21 protein-coding genes are annotated in these 25954 nt (G+C 44.1%); 12 read left to right on the top strand and 9 right to left on the bottom strand.

Annotated elements, in window-relative coordinates; genetic code table 11:
• Positions 1–289: 289 nt before the first annotated feature.
• Positions 290–952, bottom strand: a complete 663-nt coding sequence (locus THEPK_RS11560) for a hypothetical protein (RefSeq protein ID WP_042702125.1) — start codon at positions 950–952, stop codon at positions 290–292.
• A gap of 163 nt (positions 953–1115) precedes the next feature.
• On the opposite strand from THEPK_RS11560, the gene THEPK_RS11555 reads away from it, so the two are divergent.
• A complete protein-coding gene (locus tag THEPK_RS11555; protein ID WP_042702122.1) occupies positions 1116–2105 on the top strand; it encodes a hypothetical protein in 990 nt (329 codons plus the stop codon).
• 304 nt (positions 2106–2409) lie between these two features.
• On the opposite strand, the gene THEPK_RS11550 is transcribed toward THEPK_RS11555, so the two are convergent.
• From THEPK_RS11550 to THEPK_RS11525, 6 genes are all read right to left on the bottom strand, one after another.
• Positions 2410–3099: an HhH-GPD family protein gene (locus THEPK_RS11550; RefSeq protein ID WP_083965095.1), complete on the bottom strand. Its 690-nt coding sequence runs from the start codon at positions 3097–3099 to the stop codon at positions 2410–2412.
• Positions 3051–4379, bottom strand: coding sequence for a DNA cytosine methyltransferase (locus tag THEPK_RS11545; protein ID WP_042702120.1), 1329 nt, complete (start codon positions 4377–4379; stop codon positions 3051–3053). Before THEPK_RS11545 ends, THEPK_RS11550 begins: the two co-directional genes overlap by 49 nt.
• A 42-nt stretch (positions 4380–4421) precedes the next feature.
• Complete coding sequence (locus THEPK_RS11540) at positions 4422–4922, bottom strand: phospholipase D-like domain-containing protein (protein WP_083965094.1); 501 nt, start codon at positions 4920–4922, stop codon at positions 4422–4424.
• A complete protein-coding gene (drmB, locus tag THEPK_RS11535; RefSeq protein ID WP_042702115.1) occupies positions 4901–6832 on the bottom strand; it encodes a DUF1998 domain-containing protein in 1932 nt (643 codons plus the stop codon). Before drmB ends, THEPK_RS11540 begins: the two co-directional genes overlap by 22 nt.
• Positions 6833–6837: 5 nt before the next feature.
• On the bottom strand, positions 6838–10956 hold the full coding sequence (gene drmA, locus THEPK_RS11530) for a DISARM system helicase DrmA (RefSeq protein ID WP_042702112.1): 4119 nt from the start codon (positions 10954–10956) through the stop codon (positions 6838–6840).
• Positions 10957–11074: 118 nt separating this feature from the next.
• Positions 11075–12238 carry a tyrosine-type recombinase/integrase gene (locus THEPK_RS11525; protein ID WP_156882196.1) on the bottom strand — a complete coding sequence of 388 codons (1164 nt, stop codon included), beginning with the start codon at positions 12236–12238 and terminating at the stop codon, positions 11075–11077.
• Positions 12239–12432: 194 nt separating this feature from the next.
• Between THEPK_RS11525 and THEPK_RS11520 the strand changes: the two genes are divergently transcribed.
• From THEPK_RS11520 to THEPK_RS11495, 5 genes are all read left to right on the top strand, one after another.
• Positions 12433–12921 (top strand): hypothetical protein, encoded by a 489-nt coding sequence (locus THEPK_RS11520; RefSeq protein WP_042702106.1) that lies wholly within the window; start codon positions 12433–12435, stop codon positions 12919–12921.
• 70 nt (positions 12922–12991) lie between these two features.
• Positions 12992–13863, top strand: a protein-coding gene (locus THEPK_RS12790; protein ID WP_156882090.1) for an IS982 family transposase whose coding sequence is annotated in 2 segments (ribosomal slippage) — positions 12992–13418 and positions 13418–13863 — 873 coding nt in all. Because the reading frame shifts where the segments join, the coding sequence is not laid out codon by codon here.
• Positions 13864–13871: 8 nt separating this feature from the next.
• Positions 13872–15110, top strand: coding sequence for a DUF2357 domain-containing protein (locus tag THEPK_RS11505; RefSeq protein ID WP_232194586.1), 1239 nt, complete (start codon positions 13872–13874; stop codon positions 15108–15110).
• Positions 15103–17568, top strand: coding sequence for an McrB family protein (locus tag THEPK_RS13645; RefSeq protein ID WP_052315958.1), 2466 nt, complete (start codon positions 15103–15105; stop codon positions 17566–17568). Before THEPK_RS11505 ends, THEPK_RS13645 begins: the two co-directional genes overlap by 8 nt.
• A gap of 114 nt (positions 17569–17682) precedes the next feature.
• Complete coding sequence (locus tag THEPK_RS11495; protein WP_042702348.1) at positions 17683–18369, top strand: HAD family hydrolase; 687 nt, start codon at positions 17683–17685, stop codon at positions 18367–18369.
• An 80-nt stretch (positions 18370–18449) separates the two neighbouring features.
• Here THEPK_RS11495 and argF read toward each other — a convergent pair whose 3' ends face one another.
• Positions 18450–19397, bottom strand: a complete 948-nt coding sequence (gene argF / locus THEPK_RS11490; protein ID WP_042702102.1) for an ornithine carbamoyltransferase — start codon at positions 19395–19397, stop codon at positions 18450–18452.
• 189 nt (positions 19398–19586) lie between these two features.
• On the opposite strand from argF, the gene thyX reads away from it, so the two are divergent.
• The 5 genes from thyX (at position 19587) to THEPK_RS11465 (ending at position 23972) form a co-directional block, all read left to right on the top strand.
• Entirely contained in the window at positions 19587–20318 is a 732-nt protein-coding gene (thyX, locus tag THEPK_RS11485) for an FAD-dependent thymidylate synthase (RefSeq protein ID WP_042702099.1), read from the top strand.
• A 59-nt stretch (positions 20319–20377) separates the two neighbouring features.
• Complete coding sequence (locus THEPK_RS11480; RefSeq protein WP_042702097.1) at positions 20378–21034, top strand: ACT domain-containing protein; 657 nt, start codon at positions 20378–20380, stop codon at positions 21032–21034.
• 139 nt (positions 21035–21173) lie between these two features.
• Positions 21174–21596 carry a hypothetical protein gene (locus THEPK_RS11475; protein WP_042697770.1) on the top strand — a complete coding sequence of 141 codons (423 nt, stop codon included), beginning with the start codon at positions 21174–21176 and terminating at the stop codon, positions 21594–21596.
• Between the two features lie 50 nt (positions 21597–21646).
• Positions 21647–22024, top strand: coding sequence for a hypothetical protein (locus THEPK_RS11470; RefSeq protein ID WP_042696758.1), 378 nt, complete (start codon positions 21647–21649; stop codon positions 22022–22024).
• A gap of 265 nt (positions 22025–22289) precedes the next feature.
• On the top strand, positions 22290–23972 hold the full coding sequence (locus THEPK_RS11465) for a Na+/H+ antiporter NhaC family protein (RefSeq protein WP_042702094.1): 1683 nt from the start codon (positions 22290–22292) through the stop codon (positions 23970–23972).
• Between the two features lie 48 nt (positions 23973–24020).
• On the opposite strand, the gene THEPK_RS11460 is transcribed toward THEPK_RS11465, so the two are convergent.
• Positions 24021–24512 carry an HIT family protein gene (locus tag THEPK_RS11460; protein ID WP_042702092.1) on the bottom strand — a complete coding sequence of 164 codons (492 nt, stop codon included), beginning with the start codon at positions 24510–24512 and terminating at the stop codon, positions 24021–24023.
• Positions 24513–24605: 93 nt separating this feature from the next.
• On the opposite strand from THEPK_RS11460, the gene THEPK_RS11455 reads away from it, so the two are divergent.
• Positions 24606–25838: a 2,3-bisphosphoglycerate-independent phosphoglycerate mutase gene (locus tag THEPK_RS11455; RefSeq protein WP_042702090.1), complete on the top strand. Its 1233-nt coding sequence runs from the start codon at positions 24606–24608 to the stop codon at positions 25836–25838.
• Positions 25839–25954 lie beyond the last annotated feature (116 nt).

The following is a 25954-nucleotide window of genomic DNA, read 5'->3' as shown; positions in this document are numbered from 1 at the left end:
GAAAGGGTTTTAAGGCTGAAACCACCCAGTAAATAATGGTTTCAGACTTCATGTTCCCCCTTCTTTTTCTGAAGTATTGCCAGTAACTTAAACCTGACACCCCACTGCTTATCCTAACAGTATCGATTTACAAAACCCAGAACAGGTATGTTTAAATAGTAGAAGAACAAATTTTCATGTGTAAATAAAAATGACAAAATTAAGACTGCTCAAACTCTTGTATTTATGTTGGATGCGCTGTCTTAGAACAGAACTCTATTCTGAAGCGATTTTTTATTTATTTAAATATTTATTTGTCAAGTAGTAAAAAGAAAAGTGGATTATCACAAAGCACCCAGAAAGTTACGCTCTGTAAGAAACAACAAACAAAAGTAAAAAATAAATAAAGAAATAAAAATTTCAAGAGTCTTGGAGTTTTGTGACTATCCAGCCAGCTTTGCCAGTTTTTGTTTTTAATGACCACAAGCTCAAGGTCGTTACTGACGAGCTTTTTACCATCAGTTTCAATGAAGTATCCATCGATGAATTCTTCCACCTTGCTATGCAACCGCTCTCCCTTTGGAACATTGAATACTTTCATCACTAATTCAAAGACCCTAATTTCACCATACTCATCGAGTATCCTATGTATTCTCTCTTTAAGCACCCTAATCTTTCTAGAATATGGATCCCCCCCACACTTTTCTTTTAACTCCATAAGCTCCGATTCCAGCTGTTTTATCCTCTCCTTAAGCCTCTCATTTTCCTCTTTCACCTGTAGAGGGTAGCTATCATTCCTCGCTGAGAGAATTAATGTTTCAATGATGTGGTTTCGATGTAGCCCGTATTGGAGAGCCATCTCTGCAAGGTATTCCGCGACTTTAATGTCTAAGTTCAGGGTCACAGGGGTCGTGTTTCGGGTTTTTGGTCTTCCAGGGCCCTGTTTTGGAATTTGAATGGTTTGAGGAACCAATGTGCCACCCTCATTGTCAATATTAACAGAATCAAAAATAAACATACCTATTGACAATTATTTTTCAAACCAAAATTGCTTACAGCCTAAGAGTTAATATTCCTAGCCAAATCTAAAAACTGGATTTAATTTTGATAATACCCCAAATCAATAGGGGCTTGAGGTGCTGCAAAAAATAACGTATTTGATTGAAAAGCGGCGCGTTAAACAGCATTTGAATAAAATTAGAACTGGCAAGCCTTCTCTTAGCAGGTACTATGCTGCGTACCTATTCGACAAGCCATTGTGGGATGTAACGCCTGATGAGATCTACCGGGCAGAGCGAACCTTAATTCCACTAGTTCTCAAGTACTATCTTACACCGTCTTTAAATTGGAATGAGCGGGTGAAACTACTTGTTAATGAACTGGAAGAGTTTTACAGATTTTTCTGCAAAAGAACGAAAATATTAGAGTTTAGGGATTCAAAAAATCCTCTGGATAATTCTCGGGAGTTAGAGAATCTTGTTAGATTTATCAATGGCGACCATACCGTAGAGGAGTTCCTGAGATGGTGTAATAGTCCTGTTCCCCGAAGCAAGTACGCTTTTGTCTCTCTTCTTCACAAAACGGAAGTTGCCGATATTGAAAAACTTATTGAAACGAACATCATAACAAAAGAGCAGTTGAGTGAAATTTACCGGAGGAGACGTTCCAAACTTATCCCAGCAGTCCGGCGAGCAATTGAAATGGCGATCGAAAGTCAATTTTCCAACCAAAAGCCTGAAAAAAGGAGGAAAATTTATCGGCCAAACAAGCATGGATCTGGAAAGTCTGTATTTCATGCTTATCTGGAGATTTCAGGGCTCACTCCAGGCTCTTACATTGAAGAGAGGAATATTGAGTGGGAATTTAAACAAAATCTGGTTAGGATGTGGTTTACGTCAAAAAACAGGCATGAGCGGGAGAATAGGCTAGAACAGGCCTTCCCCAGGTTACTCCAGTTGGTTAGTTACACAACGATCTGGTATTACATTAGAGAGCAAGTTGATGAGTACCTGATTGCGAGTGCGCTATCAAAGAATGAAATTGAGGAGTATCTAAGAGTGAACAGACATAGACTCGGAGATAAGATGAGAACCAAACTCATTAGGGCGTATTATTTTGCAAAGTAAGCTCGTACAAGAGGAATATCGTGGGTTTTTGGGTTATTGTTTAAAACTGATTGCAACGAGGGCTTGATTTTTGAAGAAGCCACTCAAAAACATGCCATACAACACGATAGCTGGGTTCAATCCAGGATTCATTTAACTAGTAATGCCATAATCGGGCTTGGTATCTCAAATTAACTTTTTATGACTCCAAAGCTCATAAACAAAGGGTAAAAACAAGGAATTGGTATGCTAAGAATATTGAATAGTAGAATAGTAAGGGTCTAGACTCTTCCTGTTTTGGTGTGCTTTTATTCCATTACCTCATTCAATCCTTCTTATTCTTCTGTACCCACGAACATTTTTCACGTAATGGACACATTTCGCATTTTGGTTTTCTGGGAGTACATACAAGAGCAGCAAGGTCTATTATTGCAAAATTGTATTCTCTATGAAATTGCTCCGGTAGAATCTTTGAAGCGAGTTCGAGTATTTTTTTATCACGTCTCCCTTCCCCTCTGGGGGTTATCCCAAAATAGCGACTGAGAATTCTCACAACATTCGAATCAACCACTGCAACAGGTACGTTACATGCAAAGCTCAGGACAGCAGCAGAAATGTACTCTCCAACACCCGGAAGGGATAACAGTTTCTCTTTATCGCAGGGAATTCTGCCCCCGTATTTCTCGACAAGAATTTTTGCCAGAGTCAGAACTTTTTCCGCTCTCCATTCCAGTCCAAGTCTTGAAAAATAATCTCTGATTCTCTCTGGAGAAGCTCTTGAGAGTGAGAATACATCCGGGAATTCTTTTATGAATTCAAGATAAACAGGCACCACCTGAGAGGCCTTGGTGCGCTGGAGCATGAGTTCAGCAACAAGTATCTGATAGGGATCTTTTGTTTCACGCCACGGAAAGCTCCGTCCGTTCTGATAATACCAAGATAGCAGAGAATTGACAAAGAAATCAATCAGCTCAGTATTTTTACTTGGCGTTTCCAAAGTTTTTTCACCTCCCATCCTTCAAAAGTTGCAATTATTGCTAAGCCAAGTGCAGCCGCGAGAAGTGGGGGGACAGCGTTTCCTATCTGCCGGTACTGTGCGGTTCTAGGGCCTTTAAAGATAAACCAGTCCGGAAAACTCTGGAGCCTTGCTGCCTCCCGGGGTGTTAGAGTTCTTGGTTTAACTGGATGTATGTACCGGTACCCGTCCTTCTGGAGATGGGCTGTTATTGTCCATGATGGGCGGTTCCATATGAGTTTTTTGAATTTATCCCTGAAGATGTCGTCACGATACCCATAAAGAGCTTTTATGTGCTGGGGAAGATCTTTCCAAGAATCGCCTTCTTTCATGTGTTCAAATGTCAATTTATCCCGTTCGGTGTGAGAACGGGAAATATGATTATGAACCATTCCGTCCCAGAAGGGGGTTTTTTTCCGGGCCCATTCTTGATATCTGGAAAAGGGATGAATAACATGGAACATGGGATAATCTTCTATGCCAGCCCTATTTGCGACTACCGGTTCGGGAAGATCCCCTATTGCCTGTCCAACAGTTACATATGGATATTTGGGAAGAAGTCCTTTGAAAAGGTAATCAACCAGATTTTTCTTGGATTGCTGGGAATCTTTATGTGTGGGGAATGGCCATCGGAATTCCTCAACAAGTGATTCTTCATCCCGGTGTATTCCAACAAAGAAAATACGTCTTCTTGTCTGGGGTACTCCAAAATCGGCAGCATTGAGTATCCTTGGATTGTTTCCTGTTTCCCATCCCGGAATTATGTATCCAATCCTTCTGAAATCATCAACTATTTCTCTTACCGTCTCCCCATCCCTGTGACTCATCATTCCGGGTACATTTTCCATTATGACAATCTTGGGCTGGAAATAGTCGACCATACGGATGAATTCTCGATAGAGCACATTTCGAGGATCATCAATAAATCGGGGATGATGGTTTTTCACATCTTTCTTTTTTCCGTTTCTTGCAAGATTTGCTATTTTCACACGACCGGCCACGGAAAAGCCTTGGCAGGGAGGCCCTCCCACCATCACATCAATATCCCCTTTTTGAACTCCTGACACATTAGAAATAACTTCAGGGGGCAGCTTTCTAAGGTCTTCTTTCAGGCCAATGGTATCAAATCCCATTGCTTCCCTGAAGTTGTAGTTGTACGTTTTTATTCCGTGAGGGTCAATGTCAACGGCTGCTTTGGGCACTAATCCTGCCAGCACCATGCCAAGAGAGAATCCCCCAGGTGCACCGAATAGATCCATGAAAGTGTATTTTGATTTCATTGCATACTCCCTCTGTCCAGATTCTTGCGGGGGCTTTTTAAATCATATCAGGTCAAGCACATAGGCAAGATCCTCAACATCAGGACCTTCGATTAGCACTCCAATTTCGTGATTCCCCACCATTCCCCCCCAAGTAAAATTCATTGATCCAATAATTGCTTTCCTGCGGTCAACCACAATTGCTTTTGCATGAATTGTTTCTCCAGGGTATCTCTTGCTGAATTCAACAAGGTCAAAATCTCGATACTTGAGACTCATGCTGTACAGTCGATCCGTTATTCTTTTTGATGGATCCAGTTCATTTACAATGAATTTTACCGATCTCCCTTTTTGCAGGTTTTTTTCAATTAAATCAACAAGCCACATTGCTCCATCTGTGATTACGTAGCTCACGAGATGAATTTGTTCCATGGCATTTTCAAGAAGCTCATACACCACGGTGTCGATATTCCTGAATTCTTTTTTCTTTAGACGATTCCCGATGGTGAGTATTCTGGCAGTGGTAATCTTTTGGGTATCCATTATTCCAGTCCCTCCATCCATTCCACAGGAACATGCCGGTCAAGCCACATATTTCTGTGTTCGCACGATGTCTCCGAGATCAAGGTGCATGCGTAACATGCAGCACCATTTACCATTGTGGGCGCATCCAAGGTAAATCTAAACTCCTGTTCAATACAGAGGGGATCGTTTGAACATGAATAAAGAAAGTCGTACGCTCTATTCAGTATTTTCTCGAATTTCCGTACCAGCGAGATCAATCCACCCAGAGTGCCATCTGCATTTGGCTGGGCAGTGTAAAGAATTACCCCGCCCTCCGGGTGGTTGGGATCATCAATTTTTACATAGACTCTCTCCCTTATTGACGCTGCTGAATATCCCGAGTCAACAGATATGGCTCTGATCAGCATGTGGGAAAGTGTGTGCCAGAATACAAAGGCTGGATGAAGTTCAAATTTTGTTGACGGGTCTTTAAACAGGTGATCGGGGTACCCTCTTCCTTTTGCCGTAAACGCTGAAAACCACCTGTCATAGTGTTCCTTGGATTTTCTTCTGGCATACTCCCACAATTGCTGGGGATCCCTGAAGGTAATAAAAACCCCCTCTCCAAAAAGCTGCACGCCGGGATACCATTCGGTGTCCCCCTCCTTGAAACCAACGGAAACAAGGTCTGCTTCAAGCAAAGAATCGTCAGAGTCACCCGGTTTTCCCACAAATCTTCTGTATCCCTTAAGAACCATTACAGTGTGAAGCTTCTCAATGGGGGTAACCCTGAATCCAACCCCATTTTCATCATAAACTGTTCTGACGTTATTCCGGTTCACGTAAAACAGAACTTTGTCTTTTTTGATATTGGACTTTACTGGGGGGAATCCCTTCTCAGAAGCCATAATGAATGATTCAAATTCTTCCTTGAAGAGTTCATAGGGAGTGGTGGGTATTTCTCTTGAATCATTAATGATATCCAGAATTATTTGTCTCACATCGTCCCAGTCGTAAGACTCAAGTTCTGTAAGCTCCGCAGTGGTGAGTACCCTTTCCAGTCTCTTCAGAAAACCTTCTCTGTCCTCAAGAGCTGTGCCATCGGGATCCACTAAGACCCTCAGAGCACCCTTAATATGATCCCTTTCCAAGATCTTGTGAAGGGTTGTTGCCCGTGGGGGGACTGTAAAGAGTGTAACAATCTCGGGCACATAAAGATTGGATGCCTGTCTCTGAATGACATAGGCTTTTTCTTCACATTTTTTTGTTTCTCCCGGTTTTTCATTTCTTTCGAGATATGTGCTTGGACATGAATGAGGACGTTGGTAAATTTCTTTGAGAGTAACACTAGCTTTGCACTCGGGGCACCTGATGACCACATCGGAGAGGGATGGTCCCTTGCGGATCCATTCAAACCAGCTGTTATTGTGGTTGCAGGGTTTTGAGGAATTTTTGTGGACCTCATATGGCCAGGAAATATCCCCCATATGGCCCTTTGGACATGCAAGAATAAAACGGATTGCCTGTTTTCTGCCCTGTTCTCTAAGCCTCCATTTAATTTCCCGTTCTCGTTCTTCATCAGAGTATCCCTTATTTTTAAGTTCTCTATTCAGTTCCTCCCTGCATTTTGGACAGCCGTAACTCTGATGATAGAGGATGCCGTGTTTGGGGCAGAGTGACCATTCGGGAAATGGCCGTGTCCGGTAAATTACATAGTTCTGGGGAACTTCAAGTTCAGCATTTGATGGAAGTTCAAAAACTCTGGCCCCTCTGAGATAGCCTTGTGACATGCGATCGTGAGATATCTCAAGTTTCTTGGGAGAAATACCGAGGGTTTCCCTATTATGCTCATTAAAAAGTCCAATATCTGGCCGGAGTATCACTCTGGGCCCTTCGGTTGTTTCAATTATTGAGCCGGGTCCAAAAGTTGTTATGAACTGGGATTTTCTAATATGCTGCACCTTCACCATTACAATCATCTCCCGAATCTTGTAACTTGGAACGCTACGGTTTCTTCAATATCCCTTAATGAAGTCGGGGCATTTGGATAGACAACGGAGAGGTTTTTGTATTCGTGGGCAGGTGTACCAAGTACTACGGGTTTTGTTGCAGTAAAATATTCGTGGTATTCAAGTTTTGCACCCTCCTTCTTTGCAATTCCACTCCACGTATCAAGTTTGAAATTAACAATTTTGGCAAGCTCATTTTCGTTCAAAAACTTTCTCGACTCGGGAAAACTTGCAAGACGCTCAACAAAGATTCTTGGAATCTCTTTAACTTCCCTTGCGGTGAAACGGGCATCTGCCATCTCATGGGCGGTCTCTTTTTTCCACCAAGGCACCTGCGGTGCCGGGTGATTTCTTAGAATTCCAACAATAACCGGACCCATAGCACGCTCTATTGTACCAAGAGACAGCGGAGAAACCGTCGAAGGTTCAACATATCTATCAAGTGCCCTGTGGTATCCAATGAAGAATTCATAGTGGCTGAGGTCTCTCGGGCGGGTTGCTCTGTAAAATGTGACAACAAGGCCTGCCCGTTTTCGTCCAACACGTCCGGTTGCCTGAATGTATGATGTGGTTGTTTTTGGCTGTCCATTAACCACCATAAGGGACAATCGTCCAATATCAACACCCGTTCCGAACATGCTCGTCGTGAATATTGCGTCAGCCGAGTAAGGTTTTTCTAGTTTTTTGAGCAGGGATGGAAGAATCGTTGAGTCAAGTCTGCTTGAAAGTTCAATGGGATTTTCTTTGAAAATATCCCTGCGACATTTTTCGTCTTCCTGAAGATCCCGGATACGTTCAGGAATATCCTGACGATACAAACTGAGCGCACCTGCCAGTTCCCGAATTGAATTGAAATATCCCACCAGAGTCCAGAAGAAATCCAGATCATCGGGGTATTTCTCTCCAAGTTCGTAAACGCTCTGAAGAAGGCGGGCCCAGATTCTTATCAGAGGTGTATGTGGACCCCTCCCGGGGGCGAGTACTCCCACATAAAGACGTCCGGGTTTGGTTTCATCAGCAGGATGCACCGGATACGTCCTAACAAAAAACCTGTCTCCCGGTGAAATTCCGAGTGGAGGAAACATTGAAAGCTTCCGTGTAAATAATGTCCCAACATGTTCTTCTGCTCCCTTAACAGTGGCAGTTGATGCTACATACTTTGCCCTACGTCCTCCGAGATAGTCAACAGCTATCTCATAAATCCCAACCATGCTTCCAAGAGGACCCGATATCAGATGAAGCTCATCCTGTAAAATCAAATCGGGTGGATCAAAAGGAGGTACTGGAATCCGGCCTTTTCCGGTTATGGTGTCGCTTCTTCCATATCCAAAATCACTAATATTTGCGCTGAAGGCATTGATATTACCAAAAAATCCGGAGCATTCAGGCTTAAACGAAAGCTGGGCGAATTTATCCACTGTGGCTATCAGAAAGGATGGAGGCATTCTGTACAGTTGCTCATCAACGGTGAGGGCAGGAATTGGAATGCGGTATGAAAGAACCTTTGATTCATCGGAACTCACTCGAATATTTTCCATGTGGTTTGCTCTTGCAAAATCTGGAACTGCTCTAAATTCAAGATTGCCAGGAATGTAGAGGAGAACCTGTTTTTTACCAATCCGGATATCAATAGAGGCATAACTGCCCTTTGGGTATCCTTCCACCCATAAGCCCTGATTGAGATGACACTCGGGATTTGGACAATAAATTTCAAAATCATGGTATTTTTCATTATCCTTCGGGTGACGGGCTCTTGAAATGAGGAAATATCCCGGTCTGGAAGGTCTTGCAGCTCTGAGGATTATGTTAACTCCTGCATCATGGAGTTTATCTGAAAGGTGTTCCCAAGCATCATCGAACTTTTCACTTGTAACGGGGGCATCACTCCTGAATTTGAGGGTTATCACGAAAAATCCTGCTGAGGGCAGTTCATGAACTTTAACGTCAAGGAGCATTATTCCTGTATTCCCGATTTCTCCCCCTAGGAATGACTGGAATGCATTCTCAATTTCCTCCCGAGAACTGGAGGACTTCACCGTTAGATGAATCGACTCCGATTCTCTTGCATCTATTCCATCCTCGGGGATTGCAAGAAGGCTACCACATACAGGACATCTGAGAATCTGAGCGGGTTCACCCTGTTTTTCTCCGTTCAGATCCCCCTTTAGGATGGATAGAGCTCCCAAAATACGCTTCTTTTTGCCGTCAGAGCCCTTTGGCCATGCATCACTGAGAGCATTGGGTGTTAGCCCTCCTCCAACCCAGAGTCCTATCGAAAATCTGGAACCACCCCACAGGAAGGGCTCATCTTTGTTGGGATATTTCTCTGGCCTCCATCCCGGCGGTTTCCCTTCTTTTAACCCATACGTCCTGAGATATTCACAGGCAGTTATCATAGCAAGGGCACGCCTGAATTGCTGAATGGTCAGCAACCGGAGTGTGTATCTGGAGATGACACCGGTTCCAGCCCCGCTTGAGTCGACATTTCTTTTCCCTATCCGAGAGAGAGCCCTTCTGCGACGGTATGCAAGGGTAAATGCAACAAGGGCCAGATATGCCTCGGTTTTTCCTCCACCTGTTGGAATCCAGAGGAGATCACATATCTCTCTGTCGGGAGACTCGGTATTTACTATTGACTCAATGTTCATGAGGAGAAATGCAAGCTGATATGGTCTCCATATTAATTTTTTCAAGTTTTCATCTTCCTCTTCTCTGCGCTGCCATCTAAATTGAAGGGCCATTGCCTTGTTTGCAAAACAGAAAGCAAGACGTGCATTTTCGTTTTTTTCCAGTATCCGTATTCCGCGCCGTATCCTACCTATTGTTTTTGCAATTTCCCGCAGAATGCGAAGTCCGATTTCCTTTTCCCGATCATCTTGGAGATCGAGATATTCCCTGACCTGTGTTTTGAACCATTTTAAATATCCCCTGTAAAGTGGAATCAGTGCCTCATAAAGCTCGTTGGGATCCCATTTTTCAGCAAGATCTTCAGCAGCTAGCACGGGCTCATCTCCAAATTCCTTTTTCCACCCAAATTCGGGAGACGAAAGAGCATAAACTGGAATGAATTCAGACCTGATCAGATTAAAATTCCTCCACGCTTTCTTGTCTTGGGGGGAGGGAGGAACGAACATTGATACCAGACTTCTCGCAATTTCCTCGGGATTTTTCTCTCCTTTTTTTCTGGCAAGTTCCTTACAGATCTGTAATGCAGTGTTGTAGTCTGCCCATTTAAAGGGAGGTCTTTGTGGCACATCATCCGAATACCTCAGTTCAGGGTCTGTACAGTTTTCAGGGGATTCTATGCACCATACAGCTGAAGCCATGTGCCCCTTAGCATAAGCTCTGTTTTCCCTGTAGATAAAATCGATCTCATCGGTGTTTTCCCCAAATGTTGTGGGAACTACAGATGCATTGAATACCCTAACACGTAGCTGGGGCTGAAAGATGTGCAACGACACTGTTTCATCTTTGGCGGATTTCTTTATTCCATTCACAACAAAGATAGAGACATGAAGAAGGTCTTCTTTTCTCCGTGTGATAACTTTCAGAAGAAGTTCGGTTTCTGCGGTACCCAGTACTTGGGCTACCTCTTTCTTCTCAGGATCCGGAATACAATACTCCTCAGAACATTTTCTCCTCGCATTACATGGTTTAAGCGGTATCTCCAAGAAGTATGCTCGGGGTTTTCTCTTCCATACTTTCTTGTCCCCGTCCCAGAAGTATCTTGCCCAAGTAACACAAATTCCGAGTTTTGGTGTTTTTCCTGTCTTAGGTCTGATGATGAATGATAGACCAAAGGATCGTGGGAGAGTGCGGGGGTCAAGAACCGGATTGAAATTCAAGCCAACGTCCCCATCCTCCTCCTCATCCTCAAATCCTGAAGTCACCTCTTCACTTCCAGCAACCCCTTCGGCGGTTTCATATTCAAGTACGGTCTCCGGAGGAATCATCTTTGGAGAAAGAATTCCTGTGACATATTCAGTAAGGGGTTTTCTTGTTTCGGGGAGCTCCTCTTCAATACCGTATCGCGGACCGAGAAGTTCAGCAATAAGATCAGCAACAAGTTCTGATCTTATCCCCATTTTGTTACCCCCTGTATTCCAACAGTACAAGTGATAGCGTCAATCTTTTTAAGAGTTACTAATAAAGCACAATTTAATTAATAATAATAACCACATTTAAACAAATAAGCCGAATAAATCAAAGAGAAATAAATCTCAAATTTCCAAAAATCCTATCATACGTATCCTGCAGCTCATCTATCGTATGGTGAGAATAATGAAGGGCGTTGATATCGTATCTGATAGAATGTCCCATTAGGAGCTTTTTAATTGTTGCATTGCCGTTCCTCCTATCCCATTCCTGCGCAAAGAACTTCCGCATGTGTTTGGGACGAAGTTTCTGGTTTCTTAGAGGGCTTTTTCTTCGGAAGGGCCGCTGGAGCTGGGGAAGCGTTGCTAGAGGTTCATGGAGATTTGGCCTGTAAGTTTGGATGTAATCATCCAACAACTCTTGTAACTCCTCTGTAAAGAACACAACTCTGGCCTGTTTTGTTTTTGTTTGTTGAGTGGTTAGGTAAATCCTCCGATTTTTTAGATCTATGTCTTTCAGGGGGATTCTAGCGAGTTCACTTACCCTCATTCCTGTAACTGCCATTAGAAGCATTGCTGTGACGAATTGGTCTTTCTTCCAATCTTCAAAATGCCAGCTTAGGTGGAGGGAATCGATCAGTTGGATCAGGTTCTTGATGTCTTCAATTGTCACTATGGTTAAGTCCACGTTGATTTCTGATGGTGCTTTGAGGGATTCTGCCAGATCAATCCCGGCAATCCTGAAGAGCTTTTTGAGATAAGTGACGTTTTTGCGATAAAATGATACTGAGTATTCCCTCCTGATGATCCCAAGATACTCCTTTAGGTCTTTCATCGTGAAAAGGTACTTTCCTTGGTGCTCTCTGGTAGCATCCTTTAGAAACATTGAGATTATGTACTCAACGCTCCTCTTGTGAGCGTGGGTAACACCTTTGGTTTCGAACTCTAAGAAGAGCCTGTCTATGTCTCCTTCAGTTATGACATAATACTGGTTTGGATCTTGAACTTGAAGATGTCTTCGGTATTGCTGCTGCTTACCACTGCTATGAAAAACGTATCCGATTGCTGGAAATGCTGATTGGGGCGTTGTTGAGGTTTCTTCTGAAAAAGGCATTGTAAGAGCTTCATTCGGCGAATAAAGGCTTTTCCGAGAGGCTTTGGATCCCGCGACCGGGGTTCGAATCCCCGCGGGGCTACCAAATCCAGGGCTCCAGAGCAAACCTTTTTTAAAATAATTATCGCAAGAAGTTTTCCTATAAATGAACTTTGTCACTTGCGAATACTTTCTGTGTTTTCTCAAATTTAATGTAGCAACTGCATATTTCTCAATTTCAGCAGGAAGAGTTGACTCTCTCCGAAGTACTACTCAATGCTGATTAGGAGTGGAAAGCCCTAGAAAACCGAAAAAGATAAGTTGAAGTTTGTGCTATTTTTAAATGAGGGTAACTTGTTGGGGGAATACATAGGATGGAAAAGAGTGAAACAAGAGATGTTCTTTTAAAAATAATACTACTTGATGAAGATGGAAAATACCGGCTAAAGGGCAAAATAGGTGCAATAAACGACACAGTATACCTTTTTGAATGGCAGGAATATAGGGTTATTGGGAAGCGAGAATTCAGCATAAGGATTGGGAATGAAAAGACTAAGGCTGAGGAAATCAACGAAAATACCTACATAGCGACTTTTCAGTTCAAAAACTACATCGGAAAGACCAATATCGAAATTTTAGAAAATGGGAAGGAAGTTTCTCTACGGTTTAAGGATTTTGAAGTGCTTTCAGAGAAAGTGGGGAAAATTTACAACGTTAGCCTGGAGAATACAGAAAAGCTTGTACAAAAGCATGAAGAACTCTACAATGCGCTCGTCAAATACATAAGCGAAAATCAATTTTGCTCCCATTCTCGATTACCGCTCCCACAGGCTTTGGAATTGAGGAATCTGAAGAACCTATAAGTGAGCTCTTTGTACCCTAGTTCCCATTAGATCGTTAGAGTTATAAGCACTTAAGTCTTTTGGTTGATTGGTGGTTGTTATGAACTTTCAGCAGGAAATCCTGATCATAAAATCCGAAATCTATCCGATAATCAGCAAACACTACCCGAAAAACACTCGCAGGGAAGTAATCAGCCTCTACGACCTGATAACCTTCGCAATACTAGCCCACCTGCACTTCGGAGGAGTTTACAAGCACGCTTACAGAGTCCTAATCGAAGAAATGAAGCTGTTCCCAAAAATCAGGTACAACAAACTAACAGAACGCTTGAACAGGCACGAAAAACTCCTGCTCCTAGCGCAGGAAGAATTATTCAAAAAACACGCCAGAGAATACGTTAGAATACTGGACTCAAAGCCCATTCAGACCAAGGAGTTGGCCAGAAAAAACAGGAAGGAGAAGAAGGGTTCTTCAGAAATCATCTCTGAAAAGCCCGCAGTTGGGTTTGTTCCCTCTAAAAAAAGTTTTACTATGGGTACAAGCTGACCTGTTACTCTGATGGGAACCTGTTGGCTTTGCTGTCCGTTGATCCGGCAAACAAGCATGATGTGAGTGTTGTCAGGGAAAAGTTCTGGGTGATTGTTGAGGAGTTTTCTGGCTGTTTTCTGTTTTTGGATAAGGGTTACGTTAGTAGAGAACTTCAGGAGGAATTCCTGAAGTTTGGCGTTGTTTACACGCCGGTGAAGCGGGAGAATCAGGTTAGTAATCTGGAGGAGAAGAAGTTTTACAAGTACTTGTCTGACTTTCGCAGGAGGATTGAGACTTTGTTTTCGAAGTTTTCTGAGTTTCTTCTGAAGCCGAGCAGGAGTGTTAGTTTGAGGGGGTTGGTTGTCAGGATTTTAGGGGCGATTCTGGCCGTGAATCTGGACAGATTATACAACTTCACAGATGGTGGGAACTAGGGTTCTTTGTGTATCACTTTCTCGTAAACAACAGGGAGAGAATAATCTCAGCTTACGAGGACATCATAAAATGCCCTCACAGAAAGCTCGTTGAGAAACAAGAGTGGCTAAACTTCTGGGAAGTAAGTGAAGTCAATGAAGATACTGTCATTTCAATCATTACTCATCCTGAATACCTAACAAAGGCAAAAGGACTATCTTTTGCAGTTGCAGAATCCCTAAGCGGTTATGTCCCTACCAAAGTCGCTCAAGAAATTAAGTACGAAAGCTTTGATACCCATGAAAACAGGTTTGTTAAGCACTTCCTCAACGAGCTGATAGCATGGGGCGAGAAAACTCTCAATGCCATTATGACATCTTCATACTTAACAAAGGATCAAAAACAAGAAGCAACCTCCAAGCTGAAAATAGTTCTTGGCGATCTGGAATACTACGCTGTAAGTGACATCTTTGATGACGTTAGTGAAATGGTAATCTTCCCATCCACATCTCAGGTGCTCCTTAAACGTGAGGGGTACAGGGATTTACTTCAGCTCTGGTGGGAGTTTAAAGCTTACTCGCCCTTTTTCGGTGAAATGAAGAGAGCAATAGCCAACAAAGACATCGCTAAGCTCTACGAGTACTGGTGCTTTTTTAAGCTGGTTGAAGAGCTTGGGGATATACTTGAGAATAAGAGGCTTAAAATTCACGTAACGCCAGCGGGGGAGCTCTCTGAAAGCGGAGACGTTTACGCTGAGTTTGACAACGGCTGGCGTTTGTACTATAACAAGCGACTCGCCCCTAAGAAATGGAGCTATTCCGTGACGCTGAGGCCAGACTTCTCACTCTTCACGGGAAATCCTGGCAACAGAGATACGGAGCTCGTTGGGGTCTTTGACGCAAAGTTCAAACTCGACGTGGTGGATGAAAATAGAAGAAAGGAATTCGATGAAGAAAGTGAGATTGCTGAAAAAACCGGGAGCTACAAGACTTGGGCGAAGCTGGAGGACATTTATAAGATGCATACTTACAGAGACGCTTTGGGAGCTAAGTTTGCTGTGGTGCTGTATCCTGGAAGTAAAAACGTATTTTTTAAGACAGACAAAGAATGCCTTGGTGACTTAAAGGGTTGCAAGAAAGAAAAATTCAGTCTTAGTAGGTTAATAAGGGAACTGATAAAGGAAATGGGAAAAAATAATGATAAACAGCAGAAGCTTAGTGGAGTTGGGTATCTAAGTTTTATCCCGGAGGTGAATAAACATGATTGATGCTATTGGGATAGTTGCAAAGATCGCTTGGGCCCACAATAGATGGAAAGGTTTTGACGAAGAAGGATTTAACAAAAAAGAAAAATATGGATATAAATACGTCAATGAAACAGGCATCGCCCACGAATGGTGGAACTTTTATGAAAGATTCTCTAATGACTATTATTTTGGCCATGTAGAGCAGAAAGGAGAGTTCACCCATTTCGACCAAGGCCTGATAGTTTTTATCTCTAAGAACATAAACGACAATAAATTTTATTTTGTTGGCTTTTATGGAGAGGGTGAATATTCAAAGAACGGATTTAGCACGGGTAAAACTCTTGCAGAGATAATTCCAGAACATGCCAAAGAGAAACTGAAGAAAGCAATAGCTGAAGGCAAAATAAGTCCAAAATTTGCTGAGTATTTACAAAAGGCAGTGTTTGAAGCACCTGAAGAAATTAAAAGTAAGTTCCGGGCAAAAAAGGCTTACAGTACAGTTTTTATGGAAGATTGTTATGTTCCAGTTACTGCTTCCGACTTCGGGATATCGAAGTTTGGTCAAAACAATGTAATGTACATAGGAGAGAATGAAAAAATTAAACCCACCAAAATACGCGATCTCCTTATAAAAGCAAAGAAAAGACACAAGCAGATATTAGAAGACCCTAATGTTCCTGATGACAAAAAAGAAGAGGCTGAGAAGATTGTTGAAAAAATCGAGTGGGTCTTGAAGAGTTATTTCCCTTCTAATTACAATGAAGGTGATAATATGGAGGAACTTGTTAAGTACCTAATGTTCCAGGGTTACTACTACAATCCTCATCTTGTCTCTCAGTTCTATACTGCCCTAAAGACAAAGGGTTTTGTAATCCTCTCTGGCTTAACGGGGACCGGTAAAACGAAGATAGCTCAGGAGTTAGCCGAATTAACGAGTTCAATATGGGCTAGTGAGTTACCCAACGTTTTCTCCAAGTGGGAAGAGACGGATGATGAGTTTGAAAATGCCCTCAGAGAAATTCAGAGAGCCATAAAGGAGAATGGATTCGCGACATTAGTATGGGGGCCTGAGGGAGAAGTCCGCAACGTTGAGCCGCCGTTTGTCTTTTGGATAGGGCACCAAAATAAGCTCAAAGCTGCAGCATTGGTAACAGAGAAATACTCGGCCGAAGAAGCCCTCAGAGAGGCGCGTGAGCTCTCCCGGGGATTCGAGTGGAATCTTGGGAAATACAACGAAACATTTGAGAGTGCTACTAAGGATCACCAATCAAAATATGGAAGTGCCGTGGTTTTCAAAGTGGCTGAGATAATCCTACTAAAAGAACCTATTGATGCCTCGGAAGTGTTCCTGAGAGTGGGATTCAAGAAGGTGGCCCCCTTCAAAAATGTGAAATTTAGGGATCCAATGAGCAAAAACTTCCTCTTTCTCTCCGTCCGCCCGGACTGGCGCGATTCCAAGGCACTCTTGGGGTATTATAACTCGCTAACCGGAGAGTACCAAAGAACCGAGCTCCTCGATTTCCTCCTAAGGGCTCTGAATGACTACCAGAGAAACGGTGCTAATGCGAAGCCTTATTTTATCCTCCTCGACGAGATGAATCTTGCCCACGTTGAGTACTACTTCGCAGACTTCCTCAGCGTCCTTGAGAGTGGAAGAGATAAGAATGGCTTCACAAGGGAGAGCATAAAGCTTCACGATATTTATGACATTGCAGAGAAGCAGGGGATTCCAAAGGAGCTTAAACTCCCGCCGAATCTCTACATAATCGGCACCGTTAACATGGATGAAACAACTTATACCTTCAGCCCGAAAGTCCTCGACAGAGCCTTCGTGGTGGAATTCCACGACGTTGACCTTGAGAACTATCCGCCCGCTAATGGAAACCTCTCGGAGGACTTTGAAAGCCTGAGAGAGACATTGCTGAATGATCTTAGAGGCTCCAACGGAAAGTTCCTAGCCCACTCGAAGGGAGAGATAAACAAGGCTGTTGAAGAGCTTAAGGCAAAAGATTACTGGCAAATTCTCCAAGACCTCAACAGAGCCCTTGAACCCTACGACTTGCACTTTGGCTATAGAGTAATTGATGAGATTGCATTGTTCTTCAAAAATGCAAAGGAGAGCGAAGATAATGGGATAGTAAAGTTTGAAAGTGAGGACGAAATATTTGATCTGGCGTTGCTCATGAAGGTTCTTCCCAAGTTCCATGGCAACAGAAAGAAGCTTGAAAAGCCGTTGAAAGAAGTTCTACGAGAATGCATTGGGTCTAGCAATGAATTTGAAATTAAATTCAAGGAAAACAATACAGAGAAAACAATAAAGTTGCCTTCTCAACTGGAAAAATTAAACAGTTTCGCAATTGTTGAAATTCTTAGAAACTGGGAAAGCTATAACAAAAACTTCCGATTCAAACACACTGCCAAAAAAGTCTTCCGCATGCTCCGCCAGCTCTACGAGATAGGCTTCGCAAGTTTTAGTTAATTCTTCTCTCTTTATCTCTTTGCCTTAATTGTGCTCACCACTCCATTGCTTACCTTTTATCCCATAGCAAATTTATTAATCCCTTTCTCCAACACCTTAGGGGTGGTAGCGATGATAAGGCTGATCTCTTTTGACGTCTGGAACACCCTTCTGGACATAAACGTCATGATTGAAAGCCTTGTAAAAGCTCTATCAGAACTTTTGGGAGTTCCTGAGGATAATATCATGGAAATAGTCCTAAAAACGCGGGAGGAGATAAAAAAGATTAGAAAGTCCCAAAGCGGCAACCCGGAAAAAGCCCTTGAAGAAAGTCAGGAGCTCCTTGCAAAGGCCCTCGGAGTCGACGTTGAAATAGTGAAGAGGGCTGCGGCAAAAGCAACTCTGACCGTTGATGAAAGCATAGTGCTCCCGGGCGTTAAAGAGGCCCTTAAAGAGCTCCACGGAAAGTACATTATAACAACAACGGGCAACGTAATGTTCTGGCCCTCCTCGTACACAAGGCTCATTTTAGAGAAGTTTGGATTAGCCAATTACATAACCAAGCAGTTCTACTCCGACGAGATTAACGCCTACAAGCCCATGAAAGAAGCCTTCTTAGCTCCATTGAAATATTTCAACGTCTCTCCAAGCGAGGCAATACACATCGGTGACACCAAAGCAGAGGACTTCGAAGGAGCATTAAAGGCTGGAATGTATGCATGCTGGATAAATCCAGAAGCAGAAAAAGTCGAGAGGATTCACGAGAGGGGCTTTGTAGTTAGAGAAACGAAGGATTTGCTGAAAGTGCTCTCTCAACTTTGATCTTTTAATATTGTTGCCAATTCCCCGGTATTTTTCAGCAATTTAAACTAAAAAGCACAAAGAGAAAAAGAATAGAAATTTCAAACCTTTATGCCGCCCATTATAAGAGCCATGGCTGCCTTTTGAGCATGTAACCTGTTCTCTGCTTGATCCCAGACCACGCTGTTTGGTGAGTCTATGACGTCGTCGGTAACTTCCTCTCCCCTGTGTGCCGGGAGGCAGTGCATAAAGATGTAGTCCTTCTTTGCATGCTTTACGAGCTCTTTGTTAACTTGGAATGGCATGAATATCTTTCTCCTCTGCTCAGCCTCCGCTTCCTGTCCCATTGAGGCCCAGACATCGGTGTAGATTACATCGGCATCTTTAACAGCTTTAATCGGGTCGTGGAGGAGCTCAAAGCTCCCACCGCTTTCGGCGGAATTTTCCTCAGCCCACTTGATAACTTTTGGATCTGGCTCGTAGCCCTCTGGGGTGGCAACCACCACATTAGCCCCAAGCTTGGTTCCGGCTATCATTAGGGAGTGAGCGACGTTGTTTCCATCGCCAACGTAGACAACTTTGAGACCTTCAATTCTTCCCTTCTTTTCTTTTATGGTCATGTAGTCAGCCAAAGCCTGGCATGGGTGTGCAAAGTCGCTGAGACCGTTTATGACTGGAACACTAGCGTATTTTGCAAGGTCAACAACGTCCTGGTGGTCAAAAACTCTCGCCATTATTCCGTCCACATATCTGCTTAGAACTCTCGCGGTGTCTGCTATCGTTTCTCCCCTTCTCAACTGCAAATCTTGGGCATTTAGATATAACCCATATCCACCAAGTTGGTAGATTCCAACCTCAAAGCTTATTCTTGTTCTTGTGGAAGGCTTCTGGAAGATCATAGCGAGGGTTTTACCCTCAAGAACGCGATGTGGCTTTCCAATCTTGTTCCAGATTTTCATCATTTCAGCTGTTTTGAGAATTGTCTCAATTTCTTCTCTTGTAAAGTCTTGAAGGCAGAGGATATCCCTTCCGGCTAAGCTCACTACCATGTGCATCACCGTCTAAAGTTGGCATTTCCGTTAATAACTATTTCGTCGTTAAAAAATATCCGGCGGCGAAAATTTTCAAAAAATTTCTGAAAACTAGTGGATAAACGTAAACTCAAACAGGGGTATGCTTTGCTAAAGTTTTCAACAAGGCTAATAAGGAGAGTCCCCTTTCTATTCCGGGTGTGTGTGATGGACGGTTTGAAAGTCAAGCTAGTGAACTATACCCCAAAACCCTTAGAAACAGTAACCTGGGCTGCGTTGATAAGCTACTGGGAAGAGTGGGAAAGTGAAGCTTTTGAAAGAGTAACGAGGACAGACGTGGAGAATCATTTGCCGAGAGTTCTGGGCTACGGGCATGAGTCGATTTTGGAGCATGCTGTTTTTACCTTTGCGATTGAAGGGATAAGCAGAGTTGCCTCGCATCAGCTAATCCGCCACAGGATAGCCAGCTACACACAGCAGAGCCAACGCTATATCAAGCTTAACCCTGAGGATGTTGAAGAGACGTTTGTTATCCCGGAGGGAGTTAAAGAAAATCCAGAGCTGTATGAAAAATGGAAAAAGCTTATGCGAGAAGCGATAGAACTTTACGAGGAGACTTACGCCAGGGGTATACATCAGGAGGATGCACGCTTCATTCTGCCTCAGGCAGTGAGAACTAAAATCGTAGTCACTATGAACCTTAGAGAGCTCAAGCATTTTCTGGGTCTTAGAGCGTGTGAAAGAGCACAGTGGGAAATAAGAGAGGTTGCGTGGAAAATGCTCGAAGAAATAGCTAAAAGGGATGACCTGAGGCCAATAATAAAATGGGCAAAGCTCGGGCCGAGGTGTATTTCCTTAGGTTACTGTCCGGAAAGGGAGCTAATGCCCTCCGGCTGCTGGAAGAGAACAAGGGAGAAGTGGAGGAAACTGGCAGAGTGAAGAGCGTTAGGATCCTCAATTTTGTGCCATTTTAATAAGATGCATCCGGGGGAAACCGCATGGGTGCTGAAAAGAAGAGCATAATGGAGATCGTCCGCGAGGAAATAATGAGGAGGCCCGTTATCCAGGAGTGCATCCGTCTGGGGATCGTCAACTACAGCGCCCTTGCGAGGCTCCTCATCGGGGAACTCGGCCTGGCCTTTTCGGTTCCTGCGGTTAAGATGGCGCTGATACGGCTCGGCGAGGAGCTCAAGGGCGAAAAGTCTGTCTTGGAGAGCCGGGTTAGGAAGGTCATCGGGGGTAGCATCATAGAGCTCCAGTCTGACGTGAGCGTGGTAACCCTCCCAAAGGAGGGGGTCTCCGGGATAATGGAGAAAATCTCGGCCATAATGGGGGAATCAAGGTTCTTCCAGCTGACCCAGGGAAGGGAAACGTTTACGGTAGTCATTTCAAGTGAGGACGAGGAAAAGGTGCTCAGCCTCGCAAGGGATGTCATCGAGATACTGAGGGAGCAGACCGCCCTCACCATAGTGAGTCCGGAGGGCATAATCAGCACCCCTGGCGTTGTCGCCTTCATGGCCTCGGCGCTCTCCCTGAACGGCATAAACATAACACAAGTAATCTCGTGCTACAAGGACACGATTTTTGTGATCGACCGCAGAGACGCCCCCCGTGCCTACCAGCTCCTCGAAGAGCTGATAAGGAGGATGCGATGATCTGTTCTATTTAGAACAAATTTCTGATATTTTGCTATTTTTGTTACAAAAAGAATAAAAACGTTTTCCTATTCTTTTCGACTGCGCTGTTCTTTAAACGATAACTACCGGAACATTTGAATATTTTTGGTTCCGGGGCGTGTTTATAGTAACCTTTATTAGGGTTTTTGCTGAATTCTTTCAGGTGGTTGTCGTGATCCCCAGATGGGATCACAGACTCAAAGACCCTGAAAGCGTGGCATTCGCAATTCTTGACGTTTTAGCAGACTTCGAATCAGAAGGAAAGCTGAAGAACCTGCCAAAATCCAAAAAATTTCCAGTAAAAACAATACTGGCAATACTCCTCTTTAAACAATACTACAACCTACCCCTCAGAGACGCCCAGCACTACGGCAGAAAATTCTTCGGAGCAAACATTCACTACTCAACCCTCCACAACTGGGAGAAAAAGCTGAACCTCGAAGAACTGACAAACCACCTCCTGAAAAAACTCCAGAAATTACCCTACGCCAGCACTCAAGCAGACTCAACCATTATTACAAATAAAAAAAGGGCAGGATAGAAGTTCAGGCAATAACGAGAATCCTGCCGGGTTTACTGTATCCGGTTGCTGTGAAGATCACAACTTCTGAGAACGAGCTGATTGAACTCCTGCCGGGGGGTTCTGGGAATTTTTATGCTGATGGGGCTTATGATTCAAAGAAAGTTCTGAACACTGTGGTGGAAAAGGGTTATCGGCCGATTGTTAAGAAAACTAAGAACGCTCCAGGTGGTTTTGGTAGTAAGAAGAGAGACAGAGTGTTTTCTGAAGAAGAGTACAGGCATAGGAATCCTCATGAGGGGTTCTGGGGTGCGTTTACAACGTGGTTTGGCAGTAGGATCCCCTGTTTTCTGAAAAAGACTACTGTAACCCGAATCCTGCTTGGGGTAATGTGTTATGGTCTGAAAATCCTCCTCAGAGTCAAATACTGTTTAAATAACAGGGGGTGAAACTAAACACGCCCTTTGGTTCCGTAAAGCTTAAATGGTTTTGAGTCATATTTTTTGATGGTGTGGCAGTCTCCGATATGTGGGGGAAAGTTAAGCCCGAATGGAGACTGCTGAAAGCCCTGAAGATGTGGGAGTTCCCGTTCCCCCCGAAAGCCCTCCGATGAAGACGGGAGGAGGGAAGCCTACCCGTTACGAAATTAACACCCTACACACACTTTACGGGTAGGCAGAACGGAATTCAAATTCGAAGTAAGGAGGAGTGAACATGTCAGACTTTGGTGTGCTATCATTGCTGCCGCCTCTTGTGGCCATTGGACTAGCAATATTGACGAAAAGAGTGCTCTTTGCTTTGTTCTTTGGAGTCTGGGTTGGAGGACTGTTAGTTGCAGGCGGAGACCCAGTAGGAGCAACGACGCAGACATTGAAGTGGATAGTGTTCAACATAGCCTCCGCATGGGAAGAGAACGGCCAGATAGTGACCGACCTATGGAACACGAGAATACTGCTCTTTGATGCGTTGATCGGTGCGGGTGTTGCACTAATCTACAAATCCGGCGGAATGAACGCCATCGCGAAAGCCGTTACAAGGAAGATTAGAACCAGCAGAGCTGCTTCATTAATGGCCGCAATTTTCGGAACCATAATCTTCTTTGACGACTATACCAACACCATCATCGTTGGAAATACAATGAGGCCGATAACAGATAGGGCGAGAGTCTCAAGAGAGTTCTTAGCCTATGCTGATGATTCCACGGCTGCACCAGTGGCGGTTTTGGCTGTTGTTTCTACATGGATAGGCTATGAGCTCGGACTTCTAAAGGATGCAATCGCAAGTGTCGGAGAAAGCATAAGTGCGTACTCTGCTTGGTTTGCAAGCTGGCCCTACAGGTTTTACCCAATCTTAGCTATAATTCTTGTTTATCTGGTAGCAATTACCCACAGGCACTACGGTCCGATGCTCAAAGCAGAATACAGGGCAAGAAAAGAGGGTAAAGTCCTTCGTGATGGGGCACAGCCAATGATGACTACTGAAATTGACGTGGGAATGCCCATTGAAGGCAAGGAAAGCGTGTGGACATTCATACTTCCGGTGCTAACACTGGTAGCATTGACATTCATCGGTTTATGGGTTACCGGTGGGGGAAGTGCCACCTATGCCGAAGGAGGCTTCCAGGCAGTTCTGTCTAACGCAGACTCAACATGGGCACTTGTTTGGGGTTCCTTTGGAATGGTCGTCGTGGCGATGGCACTCGTGATTGGAATGAAAATAATGAGCCTTAAGGAAGTCGAGGAGACTGTAGTTGCGGGTATGAAGCAGATGCACTTTGCAATGATGATACTTATTTTAGCATGGAGCATTAAGAGCGCGTGCGATGCCGTTGGAACAGCAGACTATGTAGTAAGCGTTGCATCAAAAGTCCTTTCTCCGGGATTGGTTCCACTGGTGGTCTTCCTGGTGGCAGCGTTCATCTCATTCACAACAGGAACATCCTGGGGAACCTTTGCCATAATGATGCCGATTGCCGTCCCGCTGGCCTATGAGTTGAGTGGAAGCTTTGGTCCTGTGGTCTATGCGAGCATCGCCTCTGTCTTTGCCGGAGGTGTTTTCGGTGACCACTGCTCGCCGATAAGCGATACAACGATCATGAGTTCAATGTTCTCTGGTTGTGACCACTTGGATCACGTAAGCACTCAAATTCCCTATGCACTTACTGCAGCAGCCGTCGGGGCTCTAATGCTTGTCCTATTTGCCCTTGGCTTGACGAACGGGTGGATACTGCTAGCAATAGCAGTGCCCCTCCTGATAGTGGCCCATCACGTCCTAAGCGAGTGGTATGGGGCAAAAGTTGGAATCCCACACGGCAAAGTGCCGATATATGTTGTGGAGGAAAATATCGAAAGAACTGGTGGGGCAACTCCGAGAGGAGCTGTTCTCGGAGAGGAATGAGCCCTTTTCTATTTTTCCATTTTAAAAAGTTAAAGCTTTAGAGAAAAGTCACTCTTTTAAAACCTCCTCCAGAGTCTTTTTCAACTCCCTATATGCTTCTTCGAGGGACTCTGGAATGACTTTCGTGTCCGCTATTACAGGCATAAAGTTAGTATCTCCATTCCATCTCGGCACGATGTGGAGGTGAACGTGGTCGTCTATGCCAGCTCCCGCCACTCTTCCAAGATTTACTCCCATATTAAACCCGTCTGGATTCATAGCTTTCTTTAAAGCCTTTATCATGAGTTGGGAAAGCTTCATAATATCCAGAAGCTCCTCATCGGTGAGGTCTTCCCATTTTCCAACGTGTCTGTAAGGAGCGATCATCACATGCCCAGGATTATAGGGGTAATTGTTCATGATAACGAAGGCATGCTCGCCCCTGTACAGGATTAGCCTCTCTTCATCGCGGTTTTCTTTTGGGAAATCACAAAATATGCAGCCGTTGTGTTTTGGGGAACGGATGTACTCGATGCGCCACGGTGCCCAGAGTATCTTCATGCTCTCACCTCAATTGGGGGAAAACACTGGGATTAAAAAAGTTTCTCATAAACTTTTTAATTCTCCTTGGATATTCACTTCAGGTGGTATTGTATGAAAAGAAAAGGGATTCTTATTATTCTCGATGGGCTCGGAGATAGACCGGTAAAGGAACTCGGTGGAAAAACGCCACTTGAGTATGCAAACACCCCAAACATGGATAAGCTCGCAAAAATGGGGATTCTGGGCCAGCAAGACCCCATAGCCCCGGGTAAACCCGCAGGAAGTGATACCGCACATCTTGCCATCTTTGGCTACGACCCCTATCAAACCTACAGAGGAAGGGGCTTCTTTGAAGCTCTTGGCGTAGGACTGGACTTGGATGAAGACGACCTGGCATTTAGGGTTAACTTTGCCACAATCGAGAACGGAATAATAACTGACAGGAGAGCTGGAAGGATAAGTACGGAAGAGGCCCACGAGCTTGCGAGAGCCATTCAGGAGAACGTTAAGATACCAGTGGAGTTCGTATTTGTCGGAGCAACAGGCCACAGAGCAGTTCTCGTGCTCAAAGGCATGGCCAAGGGATATAAGGTTGGAGAAAACGACCCACACGAAGCTGGAAAGCCACCGCACAGGTTTGAGTATGCCGATGAGGAGAGCAAAAAAGTTGCAGAAATTTTAGAAGAATTCGTGCAGAAAGCCCATGAGGTTCTTGAGAAGCACCCTATAAACGAGAAGCGCAGAAAAGAAGGAAAACCAGTCGCAAACTACCTCCTCATCAGAGGGGCTGGAACATATCCAAACATCCCGATGAAGTTCACCGAGGAGTGGAAGGTTAAAGCTGCTGCCGTTGTTGCGACTGCCCTAGTTAAAGGCGTTGCGAGGGCTATAGGCTTTGACGTCTATACTCCAGAGGGAGCTACCGGTGAGTACAACACCGACCCGATGGCCAAGGCAAAGAAAGTCGTTGAGCTCCTGAATGACTACGACTTTGTGTTCCTCCACTTCAAGCCAACCGATGCAGCAGGTCACGACAACAACCCCACGAAAAAGGTTGAAATGATAGAAAAAGCCGATGAAATGATAGGGTACATAATTGAGAATATCGACCTTGAGAATACCGTAATAGCAATCACTGGCGATCACTCAACACCTTGCGAAGTCAAAAACCACAGCGGTGATCCGGTTCCGTTGCTCATAGCCGGTGGAGGAGTTAGGGCAGATTACGCGGAGAGCTTTGGCGAAAGGGAGTGCATGCGCGGAGGAATAGGAAGGGTCAGAGGAAAATACATAGTGCCAATGATGATGGACTTAATGGGGAGAACTGAAAAGTTTGGAGCTTAGCTTCTTTTTACTCTTCCTTGATTTTTGAAAGCCCTCCTCTTGTCGTCGATATCTTCATTTAGCAGCTTTGACTTGTATTGTATTCCATAGTTTCTAGTAGTCTTTAAGAGGTTATT

It is taken from the genome of Thermococcus sp. PK (genome assembly GCF_000430485.1).
GTDB lineage: Archaea > Methanobacteriota_B > Thermococci > Thermococcales > Thermococcaceae > Thermococcus_A > Thermococcus_A bergensis.
The sequence above is the reverse complement of the archived record's forward strand: the minus strand, read 5'-3'. Positions and strand labels throughout refer to the sequence as shown.

What these genes read in the sequence shown, in the direction of transcription:
- THEPK_RS11550 (WP_083965095.1), bottom strand. Translation starts at nt 3,099, where the DNA reads ATGGGAGGTGAAAAAACTTTGGAAACGCCAAGTAAAAATACTGAGCTG.
- THEPK_RS11545 (WP_042702120.1), bottom strand. Translation starts at nt 4,379, where the DNA reads ATGAAATCAAAATACACTTTCATGGATCTATTCGGTGCACCTGGGGGA.
- THEPK_RS11540 (WP_083965094.1), bottom strand. Translation starts at nt 4,922, where the DNA reads ATGGATGGAGGGACTGGAATAATGGATACCCAAAAGATTACCACTGCC.
- drmB (WP_042702115.1), bottom strand. Translation starts at nt 6,832, where the DNA reads ATGGTGAAGGTGCAGCATATTAGAAAATCCCAGTTCATAACAACTTTT.
- drmA (WP_042702112.1), bottom strand. Translation starts at nt 10,956, where the DNA reads ATGGGGATAAGATCAGAACTTGTTGCTGATCTTATTGCTGAACTTCTC.
- THEPK_RS11520 (WP_042702106.1), top strand. Translation starts at nt 12,433, where the DNA reads ATGGAAAAGAGTGAAACAAGAGATGTTCTTTTAAAAATAATACTACTT.
- THEPK_RS13645 (WP_052315958.1), top strand. Translation starts at nt 15,103, where the DNA reads ATGATTGATGCTATTGGGATAGTTGCAAAGATCGCTTGGGCCCACAAT.
- argF (WP_042702102.1), bottom strand. Translation starts at nt 19,397, where the DNA reads ATGGTAGTGAGCTTAGCCGGAAGGGATATCCTCTGCCTTCAAGACTTT.
- thyX (WP_042702099.1), top strand. Translation starts at nt 19,587, where the DNA reads ATGGACGGTTTGAAAGTCAAGCTAGTGAACTATACCCCAAAACCCTTA.
- THEPK_RS11480 (WP_042702097.1), top strand. Translation starts at nt 20,378, where the DNA reads ATGGGTGCTGAAAAGAAGAGCATAATGGAGATCGTCCGCGAGGAAATA.
- THEPK_RS11465 (WP_042702094.1), top strand. Translation starts at nt 22,290, where the DNA reads ATGTCAGACTTTGGTGTGCTATCATTGCTGCCGCCTCTTGTGGCCATT.
- THEPK_RS11460 (WP_042702092.1), bottom strand. Translation starts at nt 24,512, where the DNA reads ATGAAGATACTCTGGGCACCGTGGCGCATCGAGTACATCCGTTCCCCA.
- THEPK_RS11455 (WP_042702090.1), top strand. Translation starts at nt 24,606, where the DNA reads ATGAAAAGAAAAGGGATTCTTATTATTCTCGATGGGCTCGGAGATAGA.